The sequence below is a fragment of the Pseudomonas quasicaspiana genome (assembly GCF_021147825.1).
Classification (GTDB): Bacteria; Pseudomonadota; Gammaproteobacteria; order Pseudomonadales; family Pseudomonadaceae; genus Aquipseudomonas; species Aquipseudomonas quasicaspiana.
In genome coordinates, this window is record NZ_JAGTPI010000002.1 from 115,135 (window position 1) to 140,100 (window position 24,966).

At 55.6% G+C, this 24,966-nt stretch carries 21 protein-coding genes and 1 pseudogene; 17 read left to right on the forward strand and 5 right to left on the reverse strand.

Features of this window, described 5'->3' with window-relative positions; genetic code table 11:
- The first annotated feature begins 7 nt into the window (after positions 1 to 7).
- From atpA to KDX30_RS02615, 9 genes are all read left to right on the forward strand, one after another.
- Positions 8 to 1,552 (forward strand): F0F1 ATP synthase subunit alpha, encoded by a 1,545-nt coding sequence (gene atpA / locus KDX30_RS02575; RefSeq protein ID WP_027901594.1) that lies wholly within the window; start codon positions 8 to 10, stop codon positions 1,550 to 1,552.
- Between the two features lie 50 nt (positions 1,553 to 1,602).
- A complete protein-coding gene (gene atpG / locus KDX30_RS02580; protein ID WP_027901595.1) occupies positions 1,603 to 2,463 on the forward strand; it encodes a F0F1 ATP synthase subunit gamma in 861 nt (286 codons plus the stop codon).
- A gap of 27 nt (positions 2,464 to 2,490) precedes the next feature.
- Positions 2,491 to 3,870: a F0F1 ATP synthase subunit beta gene (gene atpD / locus KDX30_RS02585; protein ID WP_027901596.1), complete on the forward strand. Its 1,380-nt coding sequence runs from the start codon at positions 2,491 to 2,493 to the stop codon at positions 3,868 to 3,870.
- A gap of 44 nt (positions 3,871 to 3,914) precedes the next feature.
- Positions 3,915 to 4,340, forward strand: coding sequence for a F0F1 ATP synthase subunit epsilon (locus KDX30_RS02590; protein ID WP_027901597.1), 426 nt, complete (start codon positions 3,915 to 3,917; stop codon positions 4,338 to 4,340).
- 116 nt (positions 4,341 to 4,456) lie between these two features.
- Positions 4,457 to 5,824 (forward strand): bifunctional UDP-N-acetylglucosamine diphosphorylase/glucosamine-1-phosphate N-acetyltransferase GlmU, encoded by a 1,368-nt coding sequence (gene glmU / locus KDX30_RS02595; RefSeq protein WP_231674879.1) that lies wholly within the window; start codon positions 4,457 to 4,459, stop codon positions 5,822 to 5,824.
- A 247-nt stretch (positions 5,825 to 6,071) separates the two neighbouring features.
- Complete coding sequence (locus KDX30_RS02600) at positions 6,072 to 6,839, forward strand: DeoR/GlpR family DNA-binding transcription regulator (protein ID WP_231674880.1); 768 nt, start codon at positions 6,072 to 6,074, stop codon at positions 6,837 to 6,839.
- Positions 6,840 to 6,849: 10 nt separating this feature from the next.
- Positions 6,850 to 8,685, forward strand: coding sequence for a glutamine--fructose-6-phosphate transaminase (isomerizing) (glmS, locus tag KDX30_RS02605; RefSeq protein ID WP_027901600.1), 1,836 nt, complete (start codon positions 6,850 to 6,852; stop codon positions 8,683 to 8,685).
- A 305-nt stretch (positions 8,686 to 8,990) separates the two neighbouring features.
- Positions 8,991 to 9,980, forward strand: coding sequence for an AAA family ATPase (locus KDX30_RS02610; RefSeq protein ID WP_231674881.1), 990 nt, complete (start codon positions 8,991 to 8,993; stop codon positions 9,978 to 9,980).
- A 188-nt stretch (positions 9,981 to 10,168) separates the two neighbouring features.
- Positions 10,169 to 12,496, forward strand: coding sequence for a S8 family peptidase (locus KDX30_RS02615; RefSeq protein WP_231674882.1), 2,328 nt, complete (start codon positions 10,169 to 10,171; stop codon positions 12,494 to 12,496).
- 615 nt (positions 12,497 to 13,111) lie between these two features.
- On the opposite strand, the gene KDX30_RS02620 is transcribed toward KDX30_RS02615, so the two are convergent.
- Complete coding sequence (locus KDX30_RS02620; protein WP_231674883.1) at positions 13,112 to 13,570, reverse strand: hypothetical protein; 459 nt, start codon at positions 13,568 to 13,570, stop codon at positions 13,112 to 13,114.
- A 582-nt stretch (positions 13,571 to 14,152) separates the two neighbouring features.
- Here KDX30_RS02620 and KDX30_RS02625 point away from each other — a divergent pair.
- The 4 genes from KDX30_RS02625 to KDX30_RS02640 all read left to right on the forward strand — a co-directional run bounded on the left by KDX30_RS02625 (position 14,153) and on the right by KDX30_RS02640 (position 17,444).
- The gene (locus tag KDX30_RS02625; protein WP_231674884.1) at positions 14,153 to 15,145 is read left to right on the forward strand and encodes a DUF2157 domain-containing protein; all 993 of its coding nucleotides are present in this window, start codon (positions 14,153 to 14,155) and stop codon (positions 15,143 to 15,145) included.
- Complete coding sequence (locus KDX30_RS02630; protein ID WP_231674885.1) at positions 15,142 to 16,170, forward strand: DUF2157 domain-containing protein; 1,029 nt, start codon at positions 15,142 to 15,144, stop codon at positions 16,168 to 16,170. The genes KDX30_RS02625 and KDX30_RS02630 overlap by 4 nt, the downstream gene beginning before the upstream one ends.
- A gap of 248 nt (positions 16,171 to 16,418) precedes the next feature.
- Positions 16,419 to 16,856, forward strand: coding sequence for a DUF3592 domain-containing protein (locus KDX30_RS02635; RefSeq protein WP_231674886.1), 438 nt, complete (start codon positions 16,419 to 16,421; stop codon positions 16,854 to 16,856).
- A 9-nt stretch (positions 16,857 to 16,865) separates the two neighbouring features.
- Complete coding sequence (locus KDX30_RS02640; protein WP_049826731.1) at positions 16,866 to 17,444, forward strand: hypothetical protein; 579 nt, start codon at positions 16,866 to 16,868, stop codon at positions 17,442 to 17,444.
- Positions 17,445 to 17,552: 108 nt separating this feature from the next.
- Here KDX30_RS02640 and KDX30_RS29625 read toward each other — a convergent pair whose 3' ends face one another.
- The 3 genes and pseudogenes from KDX30_RS29625 to KDX30_RS02650 all read right to left on the reverse strand — a co-directional run bounded on the left by KDX30_RS29625 (position 17,553) and on the right by KDX30_RS02650 (position 19,745).
- Positions 17,553 to 18,416: a methyl-accepting chemotaxis protein gene (locus KDX30_RS29625; RefSeq protein WP_406643711.1), complete on the reverse strand. Its 864-nt coding sequence runs from the start codon at positions 18,414 to 18,416 to the stop codon at positions 17,553 to 17,555.
- Positions 18,411 to 19,181 (reverse strand): annotated as a pseudogene (locus tag KDX30_RS29630) (MCP four helix bundle domain-containing protein); the annotation flags it as partial. The pseudogene KDX30_RS29630 and the gene KDX30_RS29625, both read right to left, overlap by 6 nt.
- Before the next feature lie 222 nt (positions 19,182 to 19,403).
- The gene (locus tag KDX30_RS02650) at positions 19,404 to 19,745 is read right to left on the reverse strand and encodes a hypothetical protein (protein WP_099270164.1); all 342 of its coding nucleotides are present in this window, start codon (positions 19,743 to 19,745) and stop codon (positions 19,404 to 19,406) included.
- A gap of 405 nt (positions 19,746 to 20,150) precedes the next feature.
- Here KDX30_RS02650 and KDX30_RS02655 point away from each other — a divergent pair, with 405 nt between their 5' ends.
- On the forward strand, positions 20,151 to 21,170 hold the full coding sequence (locus tag KDX30_RS02655) for an AraC family transcriptional regulator (protein ID WP_231674888.1): 1,020 nt from the start codon (positions 20,151 to 20,153) through the stop codon (positions 21,168 to 21,170).
- A gap of 45 nt (positions 21,171 to 21,215) precedes the next feature.
- Here the strand turns inward: KDX30_RS02655 and KDX30_RS02660 are convergent, their stop codons facing one another.
- Positions 21,216 to 21,881, reverse strand: a complete 666-nt coding sequence (locus KDX30_RS02660) for a GntR family transcriptional regulator (RefSeq protein ID WP_122708575.1) — start codon at positions 21,879 to 21,881, stop codon at positions 21,216 to 21,218.
- 254 nt (positions 21,882 to 22,135) lie between these two features.
- Here KDX30_RS02660 and KDX30_RS02665 point away from each other — a divergent pair, with 254 nt between their 5' ends.
- Genes KDX30_RS02665 through KDX30_RS02675 form a run of 3 tightly spaced genes read left to right on the forward strand, consistent with a single transcriptional unit; the run spans position 22,136 to position 24,959 of the window.
- Positions 22,136 to 23,368, forward strand: a complete 1,233-nt coding sequence (locus KDX30_RS02665; protein WP_099270161.1) for an NRAMP family divalent metal transporter — start codon at positions 22,136 to 22,138, stop codon at positions 23,366 to 23,368.
- A gap of 30 nt (positions 23,369 to 23,398) precedes the next feature.
- The gene (locus KDX30_RS02670) at positions 23,399 to 24,157 is read left to right on the forward strand and encodes a LamB/YcsF family protein (RefSeq protein ID WP_231674889.1); all 759 of its coding nucleotides are present in this window, start codon (positions 23,399 to 23,401) and stop codon (positions 24,155 to 24,157) included.
- Between the two features lie 7 nt (positions 24,158 to 24,164).
- Positions 24,165 to 24,959 (forward strand): putative hydro-lyase, encoded by a 795-nt coding sequence (locus KDX30_RS02675; protein WP_122708577.1) that lies wholly within the window; start codon positions 24,165 to 24,167, stop codon positions 24,957 to 24,959.
- Positions 24,960 to 24,966 lie beyond the last annotated feature (7 nt).

Consider the following 24,966-nt stretch of genomic DNA (forward strand, 5'->3'; position numbering starts at 1 on the left):
CAGAGCAATGCAGCAACTCAATCCTTCCGAAATAAGTGAAATCATCAAGGGTCGCATCGACAAGCTCGATGTAACCTCCCAAGCCCGTAACGAAGGCACTGTCGTCAGCGTATCTGACGGCATCGTGCGGATTCACGGTCTGGCCGACGTAATGTACGGCGAGATGATCGAGTTTCCGGGCGGCGTCTACGGTATGGCGCTGAACCTTGAGCAAGACTCTGTAGGTGCTGTGGTACTGGGCGCTTACACGACTCTGGCTGAAGGCATGAGCGCCAAGTGCACTGGCCGCATCCTCGAAGTTCCGGTTGGTAAGGAACTGCTGGGTCGCGTAGTCGACGCACTGGGTAACCCAGTTGACGGCAAAGGTCCGCTGAACAACACCGAGACCGATGCGGTCGAGAAAGTTGCTCCAGGCGTGATCTGGCGTAAGTCGGTAGACCAGCCTGTACAGACTGGCTACAAGGCTGTCGATGCCATGATTCCTGTCGGCCGTGGCCAGCGTGAGCTGATCATCGGTGACCGTCAGATCGGTAAAACCGCTCTGGCCATCGACGCAATCATCAACCAGAAAGACAGCGGCATCTTCTGCGTATACGTAGCAATCGGTCAGAAACAATCGACCATCGCCAACGTTGTTCGCAAGCTCGAAGAAAACGGCGCACTGGCTAACACCATCGTCGTGGCTGCAAGTGCTTCTGAATCCGCTGCGCTGCAATTCCTTGCACCGTACTCGGGTTGCACCATGGGTGAATTCTTCCGCGACCGCGGTGAAGACGCGCTGATCGTTTATGACGATCTGTCCAAGCAAGCAGTGGCTTACCGCCAGATTTCCCTGCTGCTGCGCCGTCCACCAGGCCGTGAAGCTTACCCAGGCGACGTGTTCTATCTCCACTCCCGTCTGCTGGAGCGCGCATCGCGTGTTTCCGAAGAGTACGTAGAGAAGTTCACCAAAGGCGCAGTGACCGGCAAAACCGGTTCCCTGACCGCATTGCCGATCATCGAAACCCAGGCTGGCGACGTTTCCGCGTTCGTTCCGACCAACGTGATTTCCATCACCGACGGTCAGATCTTCCTGGAATCGGCCATGTTCAACTCTGGCATCCGTCCAGCTGTGAACGCCGGTGTTTCGGTATCCCGTGTGGGTGGTGCCGCTCAGACCAAGATCATCAAGAAGCTCTCCGGTGGTATCCGTACCGCTCTGGCTCAGTACCGTGAACTGGCAGCATTTGCCCAGTTTGCTTCTGACCTGGACGAAGCGACCCGTAAGCAACTTGAGCATGGTCAGCGCGTTACCGAGCTGATGAAGCAGAAGCAATACGCACCAATGTCGATTGCTGACATGGCGCTGTCGCTGTATGCCGCTGAGCGTGGGTTCCTGACCGACATCGAAATCGCCAAGATTGGCAGCTTTGAACAAGCGCTGATTGCTTACTTCAACCGCGATCACGCCGATTTGATGGCGAAGATCAACGTGAAGGGTGACTTCAATGACGAAATCGACGCTGGCATGAAAGCCGGTATCGAGAAGTTCAAGGCCACCCAAACCTGGTAAGCCGCAGCGGGGGCCGAAAGGCTCCCGCTTGCTAACCTGATAGGTGTTACATGGCAGGCGCAAAAGAGATTCGCAGCAAGATTGCGAGCATCAAAAGCACGCAAAAGATCACCAGCGCCATGGAAAAAGTGGCGGTCAGCAAAATGCGCAAGGCTCAAATGCGCATGGCTGCTAGCCGTCCTTATGCGGAGCGCATCCGCCAGGTGATTGGTCATCTGGCCAACGCTAACCCGGAATACCGCCACCCGTTCATGATCGAGCGCGCTGTAAAGCGTGTTGGTTATGTCGTAGTGAGCAGTGACCGTGGTCTGTGCGGTGGCTTGAATACCAACCTGTTCAAGGCTTTGGTCAAGGACATGGCGGTAAACCGTGAAAACGGCGTAGAGATCGATTTGTGCGTGGTTGGCAGCAAAGGTGCGGCATTCTTCCGCAACTTCGGCGGTAACGTCGTCGCTGCGATCAGCCACTTGGGCGAAGAGCCGTCGATCAATGATTTGATCGGCAGCGTCAAGGTGATGCTGGATGCCTACCTGGATGGCCGTATTGATCGCCTGTCCGTGGTATCCAACAAGTTCATCAACACCATGACCCAGCAGCCAACGGTGGAGCAATTGATTCCGCTGGTGGCGACCCCGGATCAGAAACTCAAGCACCACTGGGACTATCTCTACGAACCCGATGCCAAAGAGCTGCTTGACGGCTTGATGGTTCGCTACGTTGAGTCGCAGGTGTACCAGGCGGTGGTCGAGAACAACGCAGCTGAACAAGCAGCGCGGATGATCGCGATGAAGAACGCCACAGACAACGCCGGTGATTTGATCAGTGATTTGCAGCTGATCTACAACAAGGCGCGTCAGGCAGCGATCACCCAAGAGATCTCGGAAATCGTCGGCGGCGCTGCCGCGGTTTAACGGTTCAAATATTAGAGGAACCAGCTAATGAGTAGCGGACGTATCGTTCAAATCATCGGCGCCGTGATCGACGTGGAATTCCCACGCGATAGCGTACCGAGTATCTACAACGCGCTGGAAGTCAAAAGCGCGGCAGGGACCACTCTGGAAGTTCAGCAGCAGCTGGGCGACGGCGTGGTTCGTACCATTGCGATGGGCTCCACCGAGGGCTTGAAGCGTGGTCTGGAAGTTTCAGACTCTGGCAAAGCCATCTCCGTACCGGTCGGTAAAGCGACTCTGGGCCGGATCATGGACGTGCTGGGCAACCCGATCGACGAAGCTGGCCCGATCGACACCGAAGAACGCTGGGGCATTCACCGTCCTGCGCCGTCCTTCGCTGAACAGGCTGGTGGCAACGATCTGCTGGAAACAGGCATCAAGGTTATCGACCTGGTTTGCCCGTTCGCCAAGGGTGGTAAAGTCGGTCTGTTCGGTGGTGCCGGTGTAGGCAAAACCGTAAACATGATGGAACTGATCCGTAACATCGCCATCGAGCACAGCGGTTATTCCGTGTTCGCCGGTGTGGGTGAGCGTACTCGTGAGGGTAACGACTTCTACCACGAGATGAAGGATTCCAACGTTCTGGACAAAGTGGCACTGGTTTACGGTCAGATGAACGAGCCGCCGGGTAACCGTCTGCGCGTAGCACTGACCGGCCTGACCATGGCCGAGAAATTCCGTGACGAAGGTAACGACGTTCTGCTGTTCGTCGACAACATCTACCGTTACACACTGGCCGGTACTGAAGTATCCGCACTGCTGGGCCGTATGCCTTCCGCAGTAGGTTACCAGCCGACCCTGGCTGAAGAGATGGGCACGCTGCAAGAGCGCATCACTTCCACCAAAAACGGTTCGATCACTTCCATCCAGGCCGTATACGTACCAGCGGATGACTTGACTGACCCGTCGCCAGCGACCACGTTTGCCCACTTGGACGCAACCGTCGTACTGTCCCGTGACATCGCTTCCCTGGGTATCTACCCAGCAGTAGATCCACTGGATTCGACTTCGCGCCAGCTGGACCCGAACGTTATCGGCCAGGAACACTACGACACCGCTCGCGGCGTTCAGTACGTGTTGCAGCGCTACAAAGAACTGAAGGACATCATTGCGATCCTGGGTATGGACGAGCTGTCGGAGACCGACAAACAGTTGGTTAACCGTGCTCGTAAGATCCAGCGCTTCCTGTCGCAACCGTTCTTCGTGGCTGAAGTCTTCACTGGTGCATCGGGTAAATACGTTTCCCTGAAAGACACCATTGCTGGCTTCAAAGGCATCCTCAACGGTGACTACGACCACCTGCCAGAACAGGCGTTCTACATGGTCGGCGGCATCGAAGAAGCGATCGAGAAAGCCAAGAAACTGTAATCCCAGCGCCCGGCAACGGGCGCTAATCAGGTCGAGGCAAGCAAATGGCTATAACAGTCCATTGCGATATCGTCAGCGCGGAAGGGGAAATTTTCTCCGGTCTGGTCGAGATGGTGATTGCGCACGGCAACCTGGGTGATATTGGTATCGCTCCAGGCCACGCGCCGCTGATCACTGATCTGAAACCAGGTCCGATCCGCTTGATCAAGCAGGGCGGAGCAGCCGAGGTGTTTTACATCTCGGGCGGTTTCCTCGAGGTTCAACCGAACATGGTCAAGGTGCTTGCCGACACTGTGCAACGTGCTGATGACCTGGACGAAGCCTCTGCTCAGGCAGCCGTAAAGGCAGCCGAGAAGGCCCTGAACGAAAAAGGCGCAGATTTCGATTACGGATCTGCAACTGCTCGTCTGGCCGAGGCCGCAGCCCAGCTGCGTACCGTTCAGCAAATTCGCAAGAAGTTCGGCGGCTAACCCCGTCTTCTTCTGCGCGATTGAGAAAAAGGGTAGCCTCGGCTACCCTTTTTCTTTTTTCAGGATCAGCCGACGCTTGTGGATAAGTGACGCGGCGCGCCTCAGTTGGAAATCTCATGTCTCTCGATATCGTTATTCTCGCGGCAGGCCAAGGCACTCGCATGCGCTCGGCACTGCCCAAGGTTTTGCATCCGGTTGCCGGTGATTCAATGCTCGGCCATGTTATCCACAGCGCCCGGCAATTATCGCCGCAGCGTATCCATGTGGTGATTGGGCATGGTGCGGATATCGTCCGTGAGCGCCTGGCCGCCGATGATTTGAATTTCGTCATGCAGGACAAGCAACTGGGGACCGGACACGCCGTTGCTCAGGCATTGCCGGAACTCACCGCCGAGACCGTGCTGATCCTCTATGGCGATGTACCGCTCATTGAAGTTGAAACCCTTCAGCGTTTGCTGAAACAGGTCACTGCCGAACAACTGGGCCTGCTGACCGTAAACCTCGACGATCCAACCGGTTACGGCCGTATCGTGCGTGACCAGCAGAATCTTGTACGTGCCATTGTTGAACACAAAGATGCGACCGAAGCCCAGAAGGCTATAACCGAAGGCAACACCGGCATTCTTGCGGTCCCGGGCAAGCGCTTGGCGGACTGGCTGGGACGGCTATCTAACAACAACGCTCAAGGCGAGTATTACCTGACTGACGTGATTGCCATGGCCGTCAACGATGGTCTGGTGGTTGCCACTGAGCAGCCCCATGACGCCATGGAAGTTCAGGGCGCCAACGACCGCAAACAACTTGCCGAGCTGGAGCGTCACTATCAACTGCGCGAAGCTCGCCGCCTGATGGCGCTGGGCGTAACGTTGCGCGATCCAGCTCGTTTCGATGTACGCGGTGACGTGACAGTAGGGCGCGATGTGCTGATCGACGTTAACGTCATCCTCGAAGGTCGGGTCGTCATTGAAGACGACGTGGTCATCGGCCCAAACTGCGTGATCAAAGACAGCACCTTGCGCAAAGGTGTGGTGATTAAAGCCCACAGCCATATTGATGGCGCGATCATGGGCGAGGGCAGTGATGCTGGTCCATTCGCGCGTCTGCGTCCGGGCAGTGTGCTGGGGGCCAAAGCGCATGTGGGTAACTTCGTAGAGCTGAAAAATGCTCAGTTGGGCGAAGGCGTCAAAGCCGGTCACCTGACTTACCTGGGTGATACGGTGATTGGCGCACGTACCAACATTGGTGCAGGGACCATTACGGTTAACTACGACGGGGTCAATAAACACAAAACCTTGATTGGTGAGGATGTGTTCATCGGGTCCAACAACTCATTGATCGCGCCTGTGGCTATAGGTGACGGTTCCAATACTGCAGCTGGTTCGACCATCAATTTGAATGTGGATAAGTCGCAGCTGGCTGTTGCCCGCGCCCGCCAGCGTAATATTGATGGCTGGAAACGCCCGGTTAAAATCAAGAAAGACTGAAGTTATCCACAGGACGGCTACTGATTCTCTGTCGCGGTATAGCTGAAATTAAGCTGTCGCGAAGCAAACGGAGACCTGTAGGAGCGCGCTTGCCCGCGATTCAATCTGTCAGTCGATGAATATATCGCCTGTGCTGACGCCATCGCGGGCAAGCGCGCTCCTACACGGATCACATCAAGCTTGACGTCTTCCTTCGAATAGGTTTTGATTGCCTTCGTTATCTTACGAATCGAAACTTAAGTCAGCCATGTCGAAACGCAATACACCTCAAAGACGCCACAATATCCTTGCATTGCTCAGCGAGCAGGGCGAAGTGAGCGTGGACGAGCTGGCTAAGCGCTTCGAAACTTCTGAAGTTACGGTTCGCAAGGATCTGGCTGCACTCGAAAGTAATGGACTGCTCCTGCGTCGCTATGGCGGTGCGGTCACGTTGCCTCAAGAACTGATCAGCGAAAGCTCCCAGCCTGTCTCCAGGTACAAGCAAGCCATCGCCCGTGCCGCCGTGCAGCGCATTCGCGAGCATGCGCGAATCATCGTCGACAGTGGCAGCACCACTGCCGCATTGATTCCCGAACTGGGCCAGCAGCCAGGCCTTGTAGTGATGACCAACTCCCTTCATGTGGCCAGCGCATTGAGCGAACTGGAGCATGAGCCTGTTCTGTTGATGACCGGTGGTACCTGGGACCCGCATTCAGAGTCCTTTCAAGGCCAGGTCGCGGAGCAGGTGCTGCGTTCTTACGACTTTGATCAGTTGTTCATCGGTGCCGACGGCATCGATCTGTCTCGTGGTACCACCACTTTCAACGAGTTACTGGGGCTGAGCCGCGTCATGGCTGAAGTCGCCCGCGAAGTAGTGGTGATGGTCGAGGCGGACAAAGTGGGCCGCAAGATACCCAATCTGGAGCTGCCCTGGAGCAGTATCCACACCCTTATTACTGATGATCGCCTGCCATCCGAGGCGCGCGAACAGATAAAAGCCCGCGGCATAACCTTGATTTGCGCCGCTGTCAGCTAGGAGAAAACTTATGTGTGGAATTGTCGGCGCAGTCGCTGAACGCAACATCACCGCCATCCTGGTCGAAGGCCTCAAGCGTCTGGAATACCGCGGCTACGATAGCGCTGGTGTTGCGGTGTTCAGCAATGCCGGTGTGCTCGATCGCCGCCGTCGTTCCGGCAAGGTCAGCGAACTGGAGCAGGCGCTGGCAGGCGAACCACTGCTGGGCCGTCTGGGTATCGCCCACACCCGTTGGGCAACCCACGGCGCACCCTGCGAGCGTAACGCGCACCCGCATTTTTCCGGCGATGAACTGGCAGTTGTCCACAACGGCATCATCGAGAACCACGAACCGTTGCGCGAGCGCCTCAAAGGCTTGGGCTATGTGTTCGTGTCCGACACCGATACTGAAGTCATCGTCCACTTGCTGCACCACAAGCTCAAGGATACCCCTGACCTGACCGTGGCGCTGAAAGCTGCAGTCAAAGAGCTGCACGGCGCATACGGTCTGGCAGTGATCAGTGCCAAACAGCCTGACCGGCTGGTTGCCGCCCGCAGCGGCAGTCCGCTGGTGGTGGGTCTGGGCCTTGGGGAAAACTTCCTCGCGTCTGACCAAATGGCGCTGCGTCAGGTCACCGACCGCTTCATGTACCTGGAAGAGGGCGATATTGCCGAGATCCGTCGTGAAAGCGTGCAGATCTGGTCGTTGGATGGCTTGCCGGTTGAACGTGAAGTTGTTCAATACCGTGAAGGCGCAGAAGCCGCTGACAAGGGCGAGTTCCGCCACTTCATGCTCAAGGAAATCCACGAGCAACCAAAAGTTGTGCAGCGCACGCTTGAAGGCCGTCTCGGCCAGCAGCAGGTTCTGGTGCAGGCATTCGGTCCGCAAGCAGCCGAGCTGTTTGCCAAAGTACGCAATGTGCAGATCGTAGCCTGTGGTACCAGCTACCACGCGGGCATGGTCGCGCGTTACTGGCTGGAAGGGCTGGCAGGTATTCCATGTCAGGTGGAAGTTGCCAGTGAATTCCGTTATCGCAAGGTAGTGGTACAACCGGACACGCTGTTTGTCTCGATTTCCCAGTCCGGCGAAACCGCTGACACCCTGGCCGCATTGCGTAACGCCAAAGAGCTGGGCTTTCTCGCCAGCCTCGCCATCTGCAACGTGAGCATCAGCTCGCTGGTTCGCGAGTCCGACCTGACATTACTGACCCAGGCCGGTCCTGAAATCGGTGTGGCGTCCACCAAAGCCTTCACCACTCAACTGGTCGCGCTGCTGTTACTGACCCTGTCGCTGGGTCAGGTTCAAGGCACGCTGGCTGAGGGCGTTGAAGCCGAACTGGTCGAAGAGCTGCGTCGTCTGCCGACTCGTCTGGGTGAAGCCCTGGCCATGGATAGCACGGTCGAGAAAGTCGCCGAGCTGTTCGCCGAGAAGAACCACACCCTGTTCCTGGGTCGAGGCGCTCAATTCCCGGTAGCGATGGAAGGTGCACTCAAGCTCAAAGAGATCTCCTACATCCACGCCGAAGCCTATCCGGCGGGTGAGCTCAAGCACGGTCCTTTAGCGCTGGTCGACAGCGACATGCCGGTCGTGACCGTTGCACCCAACAACGAGCTGCTGGAAAAGCTGAAGTCCAACCTGCAGGAAGTCCGCGCACGCGGCGGTGAACTGATCGTCTTCGCCGATGAACAAGCCGGTATGAGCAACGGCGAAGGCACCCACGTCATCGCCATGCCGCACATCATCGATGCGCTGGCACCGATCCTCTACACCATCCCGTTGCAGCTGCTTTCGTATTACGTGGCGGTGTTGAAGGGCACGGACGTTGACCAGCCGCGTAATCTGGCGAAGTCGGTGACTGTGGAATAAGTTATCCACAGCAAGTGGATATGCATCGCCGGTGATGCAGTGAGAGCAATGGCTTGATGGGGCACGGCCAGGCGGATAGCTCCGCCAAGCTTTATGAGCGTCTTTCAACCGTCCAATTGGAGCCTTTGTCATCGGTACGGGCTAGTCTGCCCGGTTGGATGGCTGCTGCTATTGGCAAGGCTCCGCTCTCTATGGGAGCGGTGGCTGGAGCCAGGTCTGACAGATGGCCGTAAATTTGGCTGAGCAAGCCCTGAAATTATTAGGTCACAGCTACTACACTACGCGCATGAAAAAGGTAGAGAACCATGGCTAGCGGCGAGCACTTAAAAGCGCTACTGCGCTCACATATTAAAGGAGATGACAGTCATTTCCTTGCCGTCGCTATGCAATTGGCGGCACACGAAGCCAAGCAAGGTCATGGGAAACTTGCGGAAGATCTGCGCGCGCTAATCGACTCAGCACAGGCCAAGCGTAAGCAGCTGCCCTCTGGCCAGCCAGTGCCCATCGGCCAGCCACGTGGTGAGCTAAGCACCATTCTTTCCGTTTCTCTTCCGCAGACCCGGTTCTCGGAGATGATATTGGATGACGCCACTCATGGTAGGCTCGCGCGGATCATCAGTGAGCAGCGCAACTTCGAAAAAATCCGCGCTCACGGACTCTCTCCTCGCCGTAAAATGTTGCTGGTCGGTCCACCTGGTACCGGCAAGACGATGACCGCCTCGGCGTTAGCTGGCGAACTGGGCATCCCGCTGTACATCGTGCGACTGGACAGCCTCATCACAAAGTTTATGGGTGAAACGGCCGCTAAGCTCCGCCAAGTCTTTGATGCTATAAGCGAGACGCGTGGCATTTATTTCTTCGACGAGTTTGATGCCATTGGTTCTCAGCGAGGGTTGGCGAACGACGTTGGTGAAATACGTCGCGTGCTTAATAGCTTCTTGCAAATGATTGAACAAGATCAGTCAAATAGTCTGATCATTGCGGCCACTAACCATCCCGAAATTCTCGACTATGCCTTGTTCCGACGCTTCGATGATGTTATCGAGTACGGGCTACCAAACGAGGAGCAGATCGAGGCGGTTCTTAAAAATCGACTCGTGAACTTTTCGCAGTCCATCAGTACTTGGGATGGCCTAACTAATGTGGCGAAAGGACTCAGTTACGCCGAGCTAGCGCGGGCAGCTGAGGACTCAATCAAGGATGCAATCATTCATGATCGAGCTGAGGTAGCAGTTAAGGATGTGGCAAAGCACCTTGAAGAGCGCAAGGCTTTCCACGGAAGACAACGACCATGAGTTAGTAGAGTCTTTAAATGACGGAACCGAACGCAGGGCAGCGACGACATTTTCACTTGAAGAAAATAGGGAAACCGGAGCGGTTTCAGTCAACGGCATCATCCACCCGAGAGCCGCACTTCCCTCGCAGAGAGCGCAGAGAGCATGGCGTTGCGCTGCTCAGTCAACTTGGACGCGTCCGGGAGCAGATGACTGAGGCGGTCCGGCTCCAGCAACAATGGGGCAGAGACAGCGGCCTTGGAATACAGATTGAGTTCGTAAGCGAGCCCGGTTTTGATCTGGCCTTTGAAGGCTTGGCTAGAGGTCAGCAGCGGATTGAGCTGTTGAATGTGCGTTACGACAATGCTACTCAAACTCATTTTGCGACGGTGTTCATTCCTGAGGGCAAGCTCAGTGCGTTTGAAACACTGGTTAGGCAATACCTGGAGTCAGACACCAGTAAAGGCAAACCTCGCAACTCCCCTCTGCTTAATCCAATTCTTGAGATTCGTACAGCGACTTTCAGCGCACTCTGGACTGATGATACTGCTGCCCTCCCGGCCAATGTGAATGAACCTATATGGTGGGAGTTCTGGTTACCGACTAGAGAAAACCAAGCAGCGGTTCTTCAGCGATTTCGTACGATTGCAAATGCGCTGAATTTTGAGGTCTCACAAGAGGCACTCATTTTTCCTGAGCGCACCGTGATAAATGTCTACGCAACGCAAGCGGCGATCACTGCGTCGATGGCGCTGCTAAACGAAGTGGCTGAGATCCGAAGAGCTAAAGAAACAGCCGAGTTTTTCGATGCGCTCGCTCCTATTGAACAACGCGAGTGGGTTGATGATCTCCTCCAGCGTACGATTCGTGAGAACGATAACGGCGTCCGGGTCTGTCTGCTCGATACTGGAGTAAACCCAGGTCACCCCCTACTGATTAACCACATCGGTTTGGCAGATTTACATACGGTGGACGCCGATTGGGGAACGCTAGATGACGTCGGGCATGGTACTGGGCTTGCAGGTATAGCCCTGTATGGCGATTTGATTGATCCACTGGAATCTCAAGGCCCGGTTTCCATCAACCATAGAGTTGAGTCCGTAAAGCTGCTTCCTAGTGCTCAAGGCTACCAGCGAGAGCCCTATGGCTCGTTGACGATGAACGCAGTGGCAAGGCCTGAGATCTCTCAGCCCAACAAGCAGCGCATTTTCAGTATGGCCATCACCAGCGTTGATGATCGGGACCGAGGGCGCCCATCGGCTTGGTCCGCTGCCGTGGACATGCTGACATCAGATGCTTTGGGGCAGCGGGAGGAGCCTCGATTAATTGTTGTTTCGGCAGGTAATGCTGACGAACACCAGTACTTGCGTTATCCAAACAGCAATTTGGTGGATGGCATCCATGATCCTGGCCAATCATGGAATGCGATCTGTGTAGGCGCCTACACACAGAAAGTCACCGTGGACCCGCCCGCGCCCGGCCATCAGGCCCTCGCAAGTAATGGCAGTCTGAGCCCTTACAGCACCACATCAAAGACTTGGCAAAAGACTCCTTGGCCGCTTAAGCCCGACGTGGTGTTCGAGGGTGGCAACTTGGTCAAGAGCGCTTTTGGGGTCTTTGGTCACACGTCTCTGTCACTGCTTACGACTTCACATCAGCCGCAAAATCGCCTGTTCTCCACCACTTGGGCCACTAGCGCAGCATCTGCTCTTGCCGCCCGTATGGGGGCTCAGATCACCTCCGCATATCCAGATCTCTGGCCTGAAACTGTCAGAGCCCTGATGGTCCATTCGGCTGAATGGACTGAGCGGATGAAAGCTGAGTTTCTGCCTGCCGTACCTAACAAATCGGACTACGAAGGATTGGTGCGAACCTGTGGGTTTGGGGTGCCAGATGTGGGCCGAGCGTTATGGAGCGCAGCCAACTCGTTGACTCTGCTTGTGGAGGACACACTCCAGCCTTTCACCAGGCAAGGCTCTAAGCCTGCGACCGCACGGGACATGCACTTTCATCTGTTGCCTTGGCCTCATCAGGAGCTGTTGAACTTAGGAAACGAGGATGTCGAGATGCGAGTGACTCTTTCGTATTTCATCGAGCCTAATCCTGGCGTTGCAGAGCGAGGACTTAAGGGACGCTATCGCTATGAATCTCACGGTTTAAGGTTTGAGGTGAGTCGATCTGGTGAGGATGCAAACGTCTTCCGCCAGCGCATCAATAAACGGGCGCGTGAAGAGGATGAGGACAACCCTTATCTCAGCAGTGCTTCAGACTCTCGCTGGCTTATGGGTACGCGTGGCCGACACAAAGGATCGCTGCACTCGGATATTTGGCACGGTCCCGCTTCAGATCTTGCGGGCTTGGGCATGGTCGGCATCTACCCTGCACCGGGGTGGTGGAAAACTTTGGTAAAACAGAAAAGATTTAACGACGAGGTCAGATACAGTCTCGTCGTATCGATCAAAACACAGCAGACCACAGTGGATCTCTACAACGCTGTCGACGTGGCAATTTCTAACCGGGTAGCGATAATAACCTGAGCAGAACAGTTGCCACTGCGTCGGATTGCGGACAGCGCGTATATCGAAATTAGCTAAGGTATCTCCTAGGATAACTCGCTAATTTCGTTGCCGTGCGCTCCAACGCAGAGTTCTGGGTTGGTACAGACGGACCTGTGTTAGCGCGAATGTTGAATTAGCATAGTTGCTGAGTCCGTCCAGACCCAGCCTGCTACTTCCCGAACTTGAAGATATGCGGTTCTGATGGCGGGTAAGTCTGGCGTCCGCGTATGGGTCGATATGGCTTAAGCGCGAACACGAGGCTTGCTGAAGTAACCAAATCCTAAGTTGATAAGAGAGGCTAGGCCCCCGCGGGCCTACCCTCTCCCCCCCTCAGTGTTTTATTACTGGAAGAAGTTGATGATGATTTTCGTTACAAAACCTATTACGGCACTCCGCAATGCAGGCAATACCCACCTCCACTGAAGCTTATTCAAGGGTGGGGTAATATTTATGGTCACGTTATTACGCTGGCCAGACAGCACCAAGATAAAAACTTGGGGCCTAGAATTGCCAATGCCAGTGGAATTCTTGCTCGAATTTCGATCATTGAATTGCATAAAAATGCCTTTGAAAAGTTGAGAGAGGGTCAACAGGTCAAAAGGCAGAGCGGAGCCTATGGCGATCAATGCTCAACTCGGCATCGTAGGCAAAAAGAGGGGTACGCAAAAAAGCGTTCAGTGCAGCTGAAGCGCGTGCACAGTAAATTGCAGAAAGTAGGAACGCAGCGAAAAGAATTACGATTCGGTTGAAAATATCGCGCAGTGCAGATTGGTGGAAATGATCCTGACGAAAATCGTAAAATCCATAAACGCCGTAACTTAGGTCTTCGGTAATGGTAACTACAGTGCCATTTCTACGTATGCAACGGAGGCTCTCCGGTTCCTCCATAATGTCTAGCAGGTCCAAGGCGGCTTTGGCGCGTGCTACCGCTGCTGAATCTCGATTAGGATCAATTGCAAAGTCACGAACATATTTATCCGCTCGGCGATATGTCGCCGAGTAATTTTCAGACTCCTCCTCCAGTTCACGGTCAAACTCATCCCAGCTCAACATAAGTGATCACCCGTAACGGTTGCTCCATCGTGGTTTCAGACTCCCACACCTTACCCTCGTATGGCCTTCACGCCAATCCTACCGATGTAACAAAACGAGTCTTTACTGGTGAAGGCAAATCCGGCTCAAGGGCATCCGCTTTCGACCGTGCCTTACCGAGTGCGGCGCTCCGTAGGCTTCGCTACTCTTATTGCTTTGCATTCACCCTTGATGGGTGGCAGGCGTCCTCGGAGGATTTGTGCGTCACTTGAGGAGTGCAACTGGACGACGTGGTTAGTAACTCACCTACTCAACGCCGTTTTCAGTGCAACAGTAGCCGGTCTCGGAGTTGTGTTTTGCCTAATTATCCAAAGTCGAGTCTGGAAAAGCGACACACAGCCGGTTTGTGTTTTACCCTAATTCGATGGCGGATCTGCACGCATCGCTGAGAGCCCCGAAATTCGCGTAGCACTGTGTTGTACGTTTTTATCCATGAACAGCGTGTAGCAGTCCCTGGCCCAGCCCTGGATGATCAGGGTAAACACCAGCCTATGCCCCCAACTCCCTATATCATCCAGACAATAGAGCGGTGCCTGAACCCCCATGAGAAAAACCACTCAGCAGTTAATGGTTCAGGACATTGCCGACTGGCAGCACCGAGGCTTGATTGACCAGCAAACCCAAGAGCGGCTGAGCGCGCCTTATCGGCGTCCCAACCAACTGTTATCCACAGTGCTGCAATGGCTGGGCATCGGTGCGGTGTTGTTGATTGGTATGGCGATTCTGGGGGGCGTGAGTTATCTCAGCGAGTCGGTCGCCCTCGGCGTTGTGCTGTTCTCTATCGCCGGTGTGACATTGTGGTGGGTCGGGGTACGCCTGGCGCGTGATCCAGCCGGGCGTATGCCGGTGGCTGGTGTTGCTATTTTGACCATCGGCCTGATGCTGATCGGTGGCAGCCTGTTACTCAGTGGAGTGAGCTCCGACGAGGGCCAGTTTGATCGCATCCCTCTGGCACTGCTGGTCACCGCCTTGCTGAGTGTGGCCACGGCCTATCGTTACCACCTGCGCTGGCCATTGTTTCTGGGACTGCTGTGCGCCTTTCACGGCTTTGGCTCCTGGGAAAGTTATGCGGGTGGCGGGTCATATGTGTTCGACATTCAGGACCCGCGAGCCATGGCAGTGGTTGCCGGATTGGCAGCGCTTCTGGGGCTTTGGCACCAGCAGGCGGAAGAAAGGCCGCTCCGCCACTTCAGCGGTTTCGGGCGTTTGTATGTGATTTTCGGACTGCTCTACTTCAACTGCTCGCTGTGGTTCCTCAGCCTCGAAAATTACAGCTATTCCCAATCGGGGCTCTCCATACTGCTATTTACCGTAGGGGCCATCAGCCAGTTGGTGATCGGTGCTCGTTTCAAACACCCTAGCTTCACCGGGTTTGGTGTGGTGTTTCTGGGTATCAACCTCTACACACGCTTTTACGAACACGCCTGGGACCGCCTGAGTGTCGCGGCTTTTTTCGCGGCGGCCGGTGTTGTGGGTATTTTGCTGGGCTGGTTGTTTGAGCGCGCGGCGCTTCGTGCAAAGGAGGATCGGTCATGAGCCAGGATCGTCGCAATCGACAGGTCCGCGATGCCCTTGATCAATGGCTACGCGAGGGGCAGATCGATCCCGTCGCCCACAGTCGCATCGGTGAACTGTATCCCTTGACCCGATGGGACTGGCGCTCACTTGGGCGTTGGTTCCTGACATTCGGTGCCATCAGCCTGGCGGCCGGTCTGGTGTTATTTATGCGTGAGCACCTGACGTTTACCCTGCCCAAATTTGCGATCAGCTTGTCAGTGCTGACATTGGGCTTGTTCGTCGTCGGGCGCTGGTTGCACGGTAAAGGCTTGAGGATGCTTGGCAGCACCGCCGAACTGCTCGGCGGCTTTGCCCTGATCGGCGTGAGTTTTGTGGTGGGGATGATCTATTCGGACGGCTCGGGCAACTGGCCGGCGCTGCTCCTGATCGACCTCCTGATCCTGCTGGTGCTCAGCTACGCCTTGGGCAATGTGTTACTGCTGACATTGTGCAGTGTGTTGTTCTTTGTCTGGTTTGGTGGTCGAAGTGGATATGTGTCCGGCTGGGGCGCTTACTGGTTTGGCATGAACTATCCGCTGCGGTTTCTCGGTGCTGCGGCGGTGCTTGTGGCTGCGGGGGGGTTGCATCTGCGCTGTGAGGCCGGATTGCTTGCCCGCTACAACGGGTTTGCCAAGGTATGGATTTCCTGTGGCCTGTTTGTTGGCGAAATGTCCTTGTGGCTGTTGTCCCTGTTTGGCAGCTACGACTTGATCGACGGACCGTGGCATCTTGCCGAGGAGGGTGAGTTGCTGATGTTCAACGTGCTTTGGGCACTGGTTAGCCTCGGCGTGTTGACGGTGGGACTGCGCCAGCGATTCGGCATGTTGGTGGGGTATGGCTCAACGTTTTTGATCATCCAGTTGTACACCCTGTTCTTTACCCAACTGGCCGAAAGCCTGGGTTGGCTGCTCAGCTTGCTGATCGCCGGCGGTAGTTTGCTGTTCCTGGTGATCTGGCTGGAGTCGCAGCGCCAGAAGCTTCGCGCGGTGATTTCAGAAGCCTGAGCCTGGCCCTAAAGGCTTTGGATGTAGCGGCGTCCATCAGTCATGCGTTACGAATAGATGGGCCCTTCAGGCAGCGCGAGCATGGCCTGCTCCGGCGATGAGCCCATGAGTACCGATTGGTGTATTGAGGAAAAAAGCGAGCCCGGTGCGCTGGACAGCGCCAGGCGCAATTCTTCCCTGTCCGATTGACAGACTCCCGACGGATCATTGTAATGACCGGCGTTTACGGACGGTGCAAGGGACCTGCCATGACCAAGACGTCATCTTCCGGCCGGGGCGATCTGCTCCGCGCGCTGATTTTTATTCCGCTGGGCCTGTGTCTCCTGTGCCTGACTGTGTGGCTGGTCGAAGATCGGCTTGGCTTTCTGGCCCAGGCACAACGTGCGCAAGGGCATGTCAGCGCCCTGAACTCCGGCGGCAGTCACCCACAAATTGATTTCACCGATGCTACGGGCAAGGCCTTCAGCTACCCCGAGAGCGGGTTTATATTCGGCTACGTGGTGGGCGACTCAGTGACGGTGTTCTACCGCGCCGAAGCGCCCTCCAGTACCGCGATCATTGAAGACCAGGGCGCGCTTTGGGGCGCGAGCCTGTTCTCGGGTCTGTTGGCAATCGTATTCATCGCAGGGGGCGGCTGCCACGCGGCTGCATGGCTTCGTCGGCGCCGCATGACGCGGCCCATATAGGATATTCAAATGCAAATCCCGTTACCTGTGACTGTAAGTGACTGGCGCTACAAGACTGCCAGCGGCGGTGGATTGACCGTAGTGTTCGCGGCCGCCGCTGGCGGCGCACTGACCCTGACCGACCCCAAGGGGGTCGACCAGCAGTTTCGCTATGGCTCGGTTGGGGTCGGCCTGGGCGTCGGCGCGCGCCTGCCGCGGTTCGGCAAGGTCAACTTGCACGTGCGGGGCAAGAGCGTCGGTGCAGCGGGAGCAAGCGAAGATTTTCCGGCGTTCGGTCAGGTGCTGGTTGCAGACTCGATCGCTGCCCGCGGTCTGCTCCGTGAGGACTTCCTGGGGCCTTGCGTGTTCATTGAAGCGGGCGTGGGTCTGGTCGGTGGGGCCAGCGGCTCTGCCATGCTGTTCGGTCTGGACCCCGGGCTGCTGGCCATGGTCGCCGCCAGGATGACACCGATGGGCAGCATTCTCCTGCCTCACGACAGCACGGTGCGCCTGCTGCGCTCGGCCAAAGGCGTGATCACCGCCGCTGGCCTTAACGTGGGGCTGCAGGCTGGAGGTGGCGCGACGATTTCTCTGGGTGGGCTGTTCTGATCATCAGCCTCCGGGCGCGCCATTTTCAGTTTGAACGGGGTGTCGGGATTCGGGGCAGTGGCTCAGAAAGTTTTAGCCTCTCATCATCTTTCTGAGCCGCTTGAGTCATCAAAACCTGAATTGCGCCACCAGCGCATTGAAGGACGTTGCCAGGCGCGACAGTTCCTGACTGGACGCGCTGGTTTGATTGGCGCCGGCCGAAGACTGGGTTGAAAGATCCTGGATATTAAGGAGGTTGCGATCGACCTCACGCGCTACTTGAGCCTGCTCCTCTGACGCAGAAGCAATGACCATATTTCGCTCGTTGATCTGCGCGACGCCGTTGGTAATTTTCTCAAGGGCCGTACCGGCGCTCTCAGCCAGCTTCTGGGTTCCATTCGCCATGGCCAGACTTTTACTCATGGCTTCTACAGCGCCATCGGCCCCTGATTGAACGGTTCCAATCATGCCCTCAATCTCAACAGTCGATGCCTGGGTGCGATGCGCCAGCGCCCTGACTTCATCGGCTACCACCGCGAACCCGCGGCCTTGTTCGCCCGCTCGTGCGGCTTCGATTGCAGCGTTGAGGGCCAGCAGATTGGTCTGGTCGGCAATGCTTCGGATGACCTCAAGCACCTTGCTGATATCCCTGACGTTGGTCGCCAACTCGGATACAGAGTCAGTGGATTTGGTGATTTCCCTGACCATCGTGCCAATACCCTTGACGGTATCGTTTACTTGCTCGCGACCATCAACCGCGTCTTGTGCTGCGGTTTTTGAGACCTCTGAGGTGGACACTGCGTTGCGTGCAACTTCTTCCACCGCTGCGGTCATCTGATTCACGGCGGTTGCCGCTTGCTGAATCTCACTGTCCTGGCGTATCAGGCTGCGGGTGCTTTCTTCTGTTACCGCACTCAACTCTTCGGCGGCTGACGCGAGTTGATCGGAAGCGCTGGCGATCTCACGAATAGTGGTTCTCAAGCTGCCCTGCATCAGGCTGATTGCCTTGAGGAGCTGCCCGGCTTCATCGGTACGGTCCGTGGAAATCGTCTCAGTCAAATCCCCCTTGGCGATACGCTGTGCACTGTTTACCGCTTGCGCCAGTGGGCGAGTGATCATGCGGATAATCATGACGCCCAGGATAATTGCCACCAGGAATGCAATGATAATTCCGCTGGACAGCAACAGCGTGGAAGTGGATTTGAGTTCCTTCGCTGCCTCAGAGCCTTCTTTGACTTGTCGTTTATTCGAGTCAATCATGATCTGAAGGAGTTTTCGGGCACTGTTAAAGTCGCCTTCAGATAACTGGTTGAGCTGAGCGCGTGCTTCTACCGACTTACCTTGTTGCTGCAGATCAAATATCTTCTGAGTTTCGGAAGTATAGGACGGCATCACCTTGTCGTACTGATCCCCAGCAGCCTTTTCATCATCTTCCAACGGTGTATTGCGATACAGCGCATAAACCTTTTGCGCTCGTTCCAGTTCCGCCGAAATACTGGAACGCATTTTCTCTGCTGTCGCGCTGTCTTTGGCATCCAGCAGTCTATAGAGGCCACGATTGTGGGTGGTCAGCGCCGACATCGTCTCGTTAGTATTGGCTACGGAGAGCAAGTTGTTTGAAAAGGTAGACTCCAAGGCGTCGGATAACTTGCTCACCGCACTCATGCCGAGCCCTCCCACCGCCAAGGTGATAACAGCACATGCACCAAAGGCAATCGCCAATTTTCCGGAAAAGTTGGCGTGTTTTAAAAAATTCATAAATGTCCTATAAGAGGGGAGGCCGGTACGCCAGCGTTTTGTCGAGGTTAAAAAACAATGAGTGTCGAGAAAACTTATGCGTTGCCCAATGGAAGTGCAAAAACGGGCCTATATTCGGTTGCGGTGAATAAGTGCCCTAATATGGTGCCAGCCTTGATCGCTGGATCAGTGCCGCATTACAAGATAATAGGCTTCTCAAACGAAAGGCTCGAGCAGGTGCCGTCATTTTACCAAGTGTAGATGTCGACGCGGCTTGGCGTTCGTTATGTTGTGAGCATTCAAGGCACGTAGCTGGACATTTAATCCTTCTGTGGCGGACAGAAGTGCTGTGAGAGCATCCAGTACGTCAAGCTGTTGTACGATATCCAAACCTTCAGCTCGCTCACTGATCTCGTCCAGCAGATATAGAATGTTGCTCGTCAGATCCTCGCCCAACATAAGCCCGCCCCCGCTTCTCAAGAAAATGCTTGTCCTGCCGCGCCATTCGTAATGTATATAGTCCCGCCGCTCAAAAAATGCGCCAGGACAGTTAAAAAATATCGCGTCAGGTTTTTTGAGAAGCACTGAGATGTTTACCTTTTTAAAAGAAAAACTTACAGCGCTTGAACGGTGAGGATAAGAATTTCCCCTCTGAGGATAAGAAAACAAAGGCGTGATGCTTTATATGATCAGGTGCCTGATGTCATGCGATCCTTAATAGTACCGTCGGTGTGCACAGGGTCGAAACGGTGGAGGAGTGTCATATTGATATCGTCATGAAATGATATTGCCAATGTCGTGACGGAGTTTTATTCGGGAGAATCTCATGGTCTGGCATTCTCAGTATGAAAGGCTCTAGAATCGCCGGTGGGCCGGGCATGCGATGCAGAGGTCGCCACCCGCGCGGCGATAAAGGCGTTACTGGCCAGCCACAGGTAATAATGGATTATGGAAAATACGCAGGAAAAACCCATTCGACGATGAGCAGTTATGCAGTTTATTTCCTCTTCTTTGGCTCAAGCATTTGCTGAAGCCGTCTTTGCCTCAATCAACGACAGTGAAAGTGCACGGGAGCGTCCAGATCTTCAACTGTCAGGTATTGATCTCGAAGGACGACAGGTTCCAGTAAAAGAGTTAAGCAAGTTATTTATGCTGGCGCAAAAGATGGGTGCCAGTGATGACATCGGACTTCTCGCTTACGACAACGCGCATCCAGGCAATCTGGATTTTCTGGGATACGCGATTATGTCGAGTTCGACAATAAGCGATGCCTTGAAATATATCGTGGATTTCCACTCTGTCGTGAGTTCGGGTTTTTGCATGTACCTGGACAGGCAGGGCAGTACCCTCAAGCTCATAGGCTTTGCGGAAAACTCCAGAGAGCCGGAGTTGCCGAGACCATTCATTGATGCGGCGGCGTCCATAACCCTTGGACTGCTTCACTGGTTGGCACCCCGTAAAAAAATCATACCTTTATGTGCCGAGTTTACTTACGACGAGCCCAGCGATACTACGCAACTCAAAAAGCTGTTCGGGCCGAATTTGAAATTCAGGTCCGAGGTGAACGCGCTCACCTTCAAGCGTGAGGATGGCGACTTGCCGATAGCCACCGGCAATGTGCTGCTTCAGGCTATCCATAATGATTATCTGGCGATGCAGCAGAACACGATCAACATCGACAATGTGAGCGCGCGCACCAAGAGCACAGTGCTTCAACACCTGAGCCAGAATCGCCCCGTGACCATCGAAGATATCGCGCACACCATGCAGTTGACGCCTTATCAACTCACCAAGGCGCTGGAACCGGAAGGGCAAAATGTCAAGAAGCTGGTAGATCAAGTCAAGATGCAGCAGAGCCATCAACTGCTGACCACCAGTATTTTGTCGCTTAAACAAATTAGCTACCGGGTCGCGTTTAAAAATCAGAGTGCGTTTAATAAAGCCTGTGAGCGATGGTTCGGAATGTCTCCTGGCCGGTATCGGGCCAGCAAGAGTCAGGACGAGGAGTGACCCTGGTTTACTCAGCCTTTGATTTAAAGCTGTAAGTCTATCTACCTACCGGCTCATCGTCCGTTCATAAGCCGCCAGCACCACTCGTTCCGACTGATCCAGATATGCCCCGAGCATGGTAGACGCCTCGTCTGCACGGCCTTCTTCAAGGCATCGCAGAATCGAGGCGTTCATGTCGAGAAACGGCAGGTGCAACAGCTGCGGGTTATTGAGCAGCCCGAAAGCCAGTCTCAATTCAGCCGAGATCTGTCCGTAGAACACCACCAGACGAGGGCTGTCTGCCAGTTCGATGATGGCCCGGTGGAACATCATGTTGGCGGTGCCGACTGCTTTCCAGTCTTTGGCTTCCCGGGCCTGTATGCCGGCCTCAACTGCTTCGCGCATGTGCAGCGTTCCGGGATGCAGTGGATAACCTTGCGCGATGGCTTTGCACTCGATGAAGCGCCGCACACGGTAGATGTCGATGATGGATGCCATGTCGGGTTCCGCAACCGTTACTCCACGGTTGGGTTCGTGCTTGAGCAGCCCTTCACGGGTCAGCACCCTGAAGGCTTCTCTCAGGGTATTGCGAGAGATGTTCAGGCTTTCTGCCAGCGCAGCCTCGGAGAGACGTTGACCGGGGATTAACTCACCCTCGACCAGCATTCTTCGGACTTCCTGGGTAATGGACTCTCCCAGGGTGCGGTTGGGAAGAGCAGGCGCATCTTTCATAAGGGTTCCATGATGATAAAAGCCGCGCCGATATTCCATGAGACCTGACGGTGTGGCAAGGAAGAAGCTCGTTACGCGCTTCATTAAGTAGCATTCATGAGTGATCGCGTAACGAAGTGGTGCATATCGTCCACTCATTAATGATGGATTGTTCAACAATGTTTCGTTGTTAAACCTACACTTAAGCGGCATTTGTTGAGTGTTGGCACACACATTGCTCTGTTGGCAACATCTCTCACTGTAGGAATGATGCCGTGACACAGACCACGCTAGAGTTCACAAAGACGCGGCGGGCGTCGTTAGTCGCCGCGATCTTCATGATGGCAACCTCCGCTATCGGGCCCGGGTTCATCACCCAGACCGCTACCTTCACGGCAAAAATGGGTGCCGCATTTGCGTTCGGTATCCTCGCGTCGATCCTGATCGACTTCGTCGTACAGCTTAATATCTGGCGAATAGTCACCCTGACTCGCATGCGCGCCGCTGAGCTGGCCAATAAGGCGATTCCTGGCAGTGGTTATCTGCTGGCGGTACTGGTGATCTTCGGTGGCCTGGTGTTCAACGTCGGTAATATCGCGGGTGCCGGGCTGGGTCTGAATGCGCTGCTCGGCCTTGATGCCAAGTGGGGCGGTGGCTTGAGCGCACTGCTGGCCATCGGAATATTTTCCTCCCATCGCGCCGGCCTTGCTGTTGATCGCATGATTGTCTGGCTAGGCGTGATAATGATTGGTCTGACGGTGTTCGTTGCGTTCGCCTCTAACCCTCCGCTGGGTGAAGCGCTATACCAGACCGTACTCCCTGATCAGATCAATTTCGCCACGATCACAACCATTGTCGGCGGCACTGTCGGTGGTTACATCACCTATGCTGGGGCACACCGCCTGCTGGACCGGGGCACAACCGGCGAAGAAAACCTTGAGGCGGTTACGAGAGCAGCCTTGAGTGGCATCCTGGTCACAGGTCTCATGCGTTACGTGCTGTTTCTGGCCATCCTCGGTGTGGTTGCCAGTGGTGTGGTCATCGACACTTCGGGTCAAGGTGCCAACCCGGCAGCCCAAGCCTTTCAGGCTGCGGCTGGCCAGTTCGGCCTGCGTGCATTTGGATTGATACTCTGGGCCGCAGCAATCACCAGCGTAATCGGTGCCGCTTACACTTCCATCTCCTTTATCTCGGTATTCAAGCCGGACATCACTGAACAGGGTCGTAACCGCGCCACGACGGTATTCATTGCCGTATCGCTGCTGGTCTACGTGCTGATGGGTACTGCACCAGCCGCACTTCTGCTATTCGCGGGCGGTTTCAACGGCCTGATTCTGCCAATTGGATTGAGCCTCTTTATCTACGTGGGCTGGCGCCGGTCGGACATGATGGGCGGCTACCATTACCCGCGCTGGCTGCTGCTACTCGGTGCCCTGACCTGCCTGCTGACCTGGTATATGGCGATCAAGTCCATCGGGCCGGTCTTCGCCTTCCTCAATGTGGTCTGATTCCGATATCAGAGGCCAAGGAGTCAAGAAATGCCAAACATAGATATTAACAGCGACCTTGGAGAGAGCTTCGGTGCCTGGAGCATGGGCGACGATGCGGCGATCCTTGAAGTGGTCACCAGTGCCAACGTGGCGTGTGGATTTCACGCGGGTGATCCAGCTGGAATACTGCGCACCCTAGAGGCGGCTGCCGCTCGTGGGGTTGCGGTCGGGGCTCATGTGGCCTACCCGGACCTTGTCGGGTTCGGGCGGCGCAACATGGACGTGCCTGCCGAGCAACTGACTGCCGATGTGATTTATCAGATAGGGGCGCTTCAAGGCCTGGCCCGTAGCGCCGGTACCCAAGTGAGCTATGTGAAACCCCACGGCGCGCTCTACAACACCATTGCAGGTGATGCGAAGCAGGCGGCGGCAGTCATTCAGGCGATTCTGCGCATTGATCCGACGCTGAAACTGGTCTGTCTGGCCAACTCCAGCCTGCTGGGATGGGCCCGCGATGCCGGTCTTTCCTGTGTGTCTGAGGCGTTCGCGGATCGTGCATACACCAGCGCAGGTACGCTGGTATCCCGCTCGAAAGCCGGTGCGGTGTTGCATGATCCCGAGCTAATCGCCAAGCGTATGCTGCGCCTGGTGCATGAAGGCGTCATCGAAACCGAGAACGGCGAGCTGATTCACCTTGAGGCTGATTCGATCTGTGTGCATGGCGACAGTCCTGACGCTGTAGGCATCGCGCGCGCCCTGAGAAAGCATCTGCTTGAGGCAGATATCACCATTCGCGCATTCACCTGAGGCTGACATGAACTCGATTAAAGAAGCCCGTGAAGCCGCCGTTGCCGCCCGTGCCCTTTACCGCGAAGGGACGGTTTCACCCACTGCCGGGCACGCGCCGGGGATGACGCAAGCCAACATGATTTCGTTACCCCGGGAATGGGCGTATGACTTCCTGCTGTTCGCCCAGCGCAACCCGCAGGCCTGCCCGATCCTCGACGTGACCGAACCGGGTAGCCACAGCACCTTTCTGGCCGATCAGGCCGACTTGCGCACCGACCTGCCGTTGTACCGGGTCTGGCGCGACGGGCAACTGGCTGAAGAGGTGACTGATGTCCGTGATATCTGGGCGCAACACACCGATCTGGTGACCTTCCTCATCGGCTGCAGCTTCACGTTCGAAACCGATCTGTTGAATGCGGGCATCGACATCAGGCACATCAGCGAGAACTGCAACGTGCCGATGTATCGCACCAATCGTATCTGCCGACCCGCTGGCCGTCTGCAAGGCGAGATGGTGGTTTCGATGCGGCCCATCGCCGCCGACCGCGTTGCCGATGCCGTGAAAATCACTGCGCGCTATCCCGGCGTGCACGGTGCGCCCGTGCATGTCGGCGAGCCTGCGTTGCTGGGTATCAAGGACATTTCCCGTCCGGATTTCGGAGACGCAGTGACCATCAAGCCCGGCGAGATTCCGGTGTTCTGGGCCTGCGGTGTGACGCCTCAGGCCGTGGTCATGGCCTCTCGGGTGCCTTTTGCCGTATCCCATGCGCCGGGCCATATGTTCATCACTGATGTCCCTGACGGCCATTACCACGTATAGGAGTTGA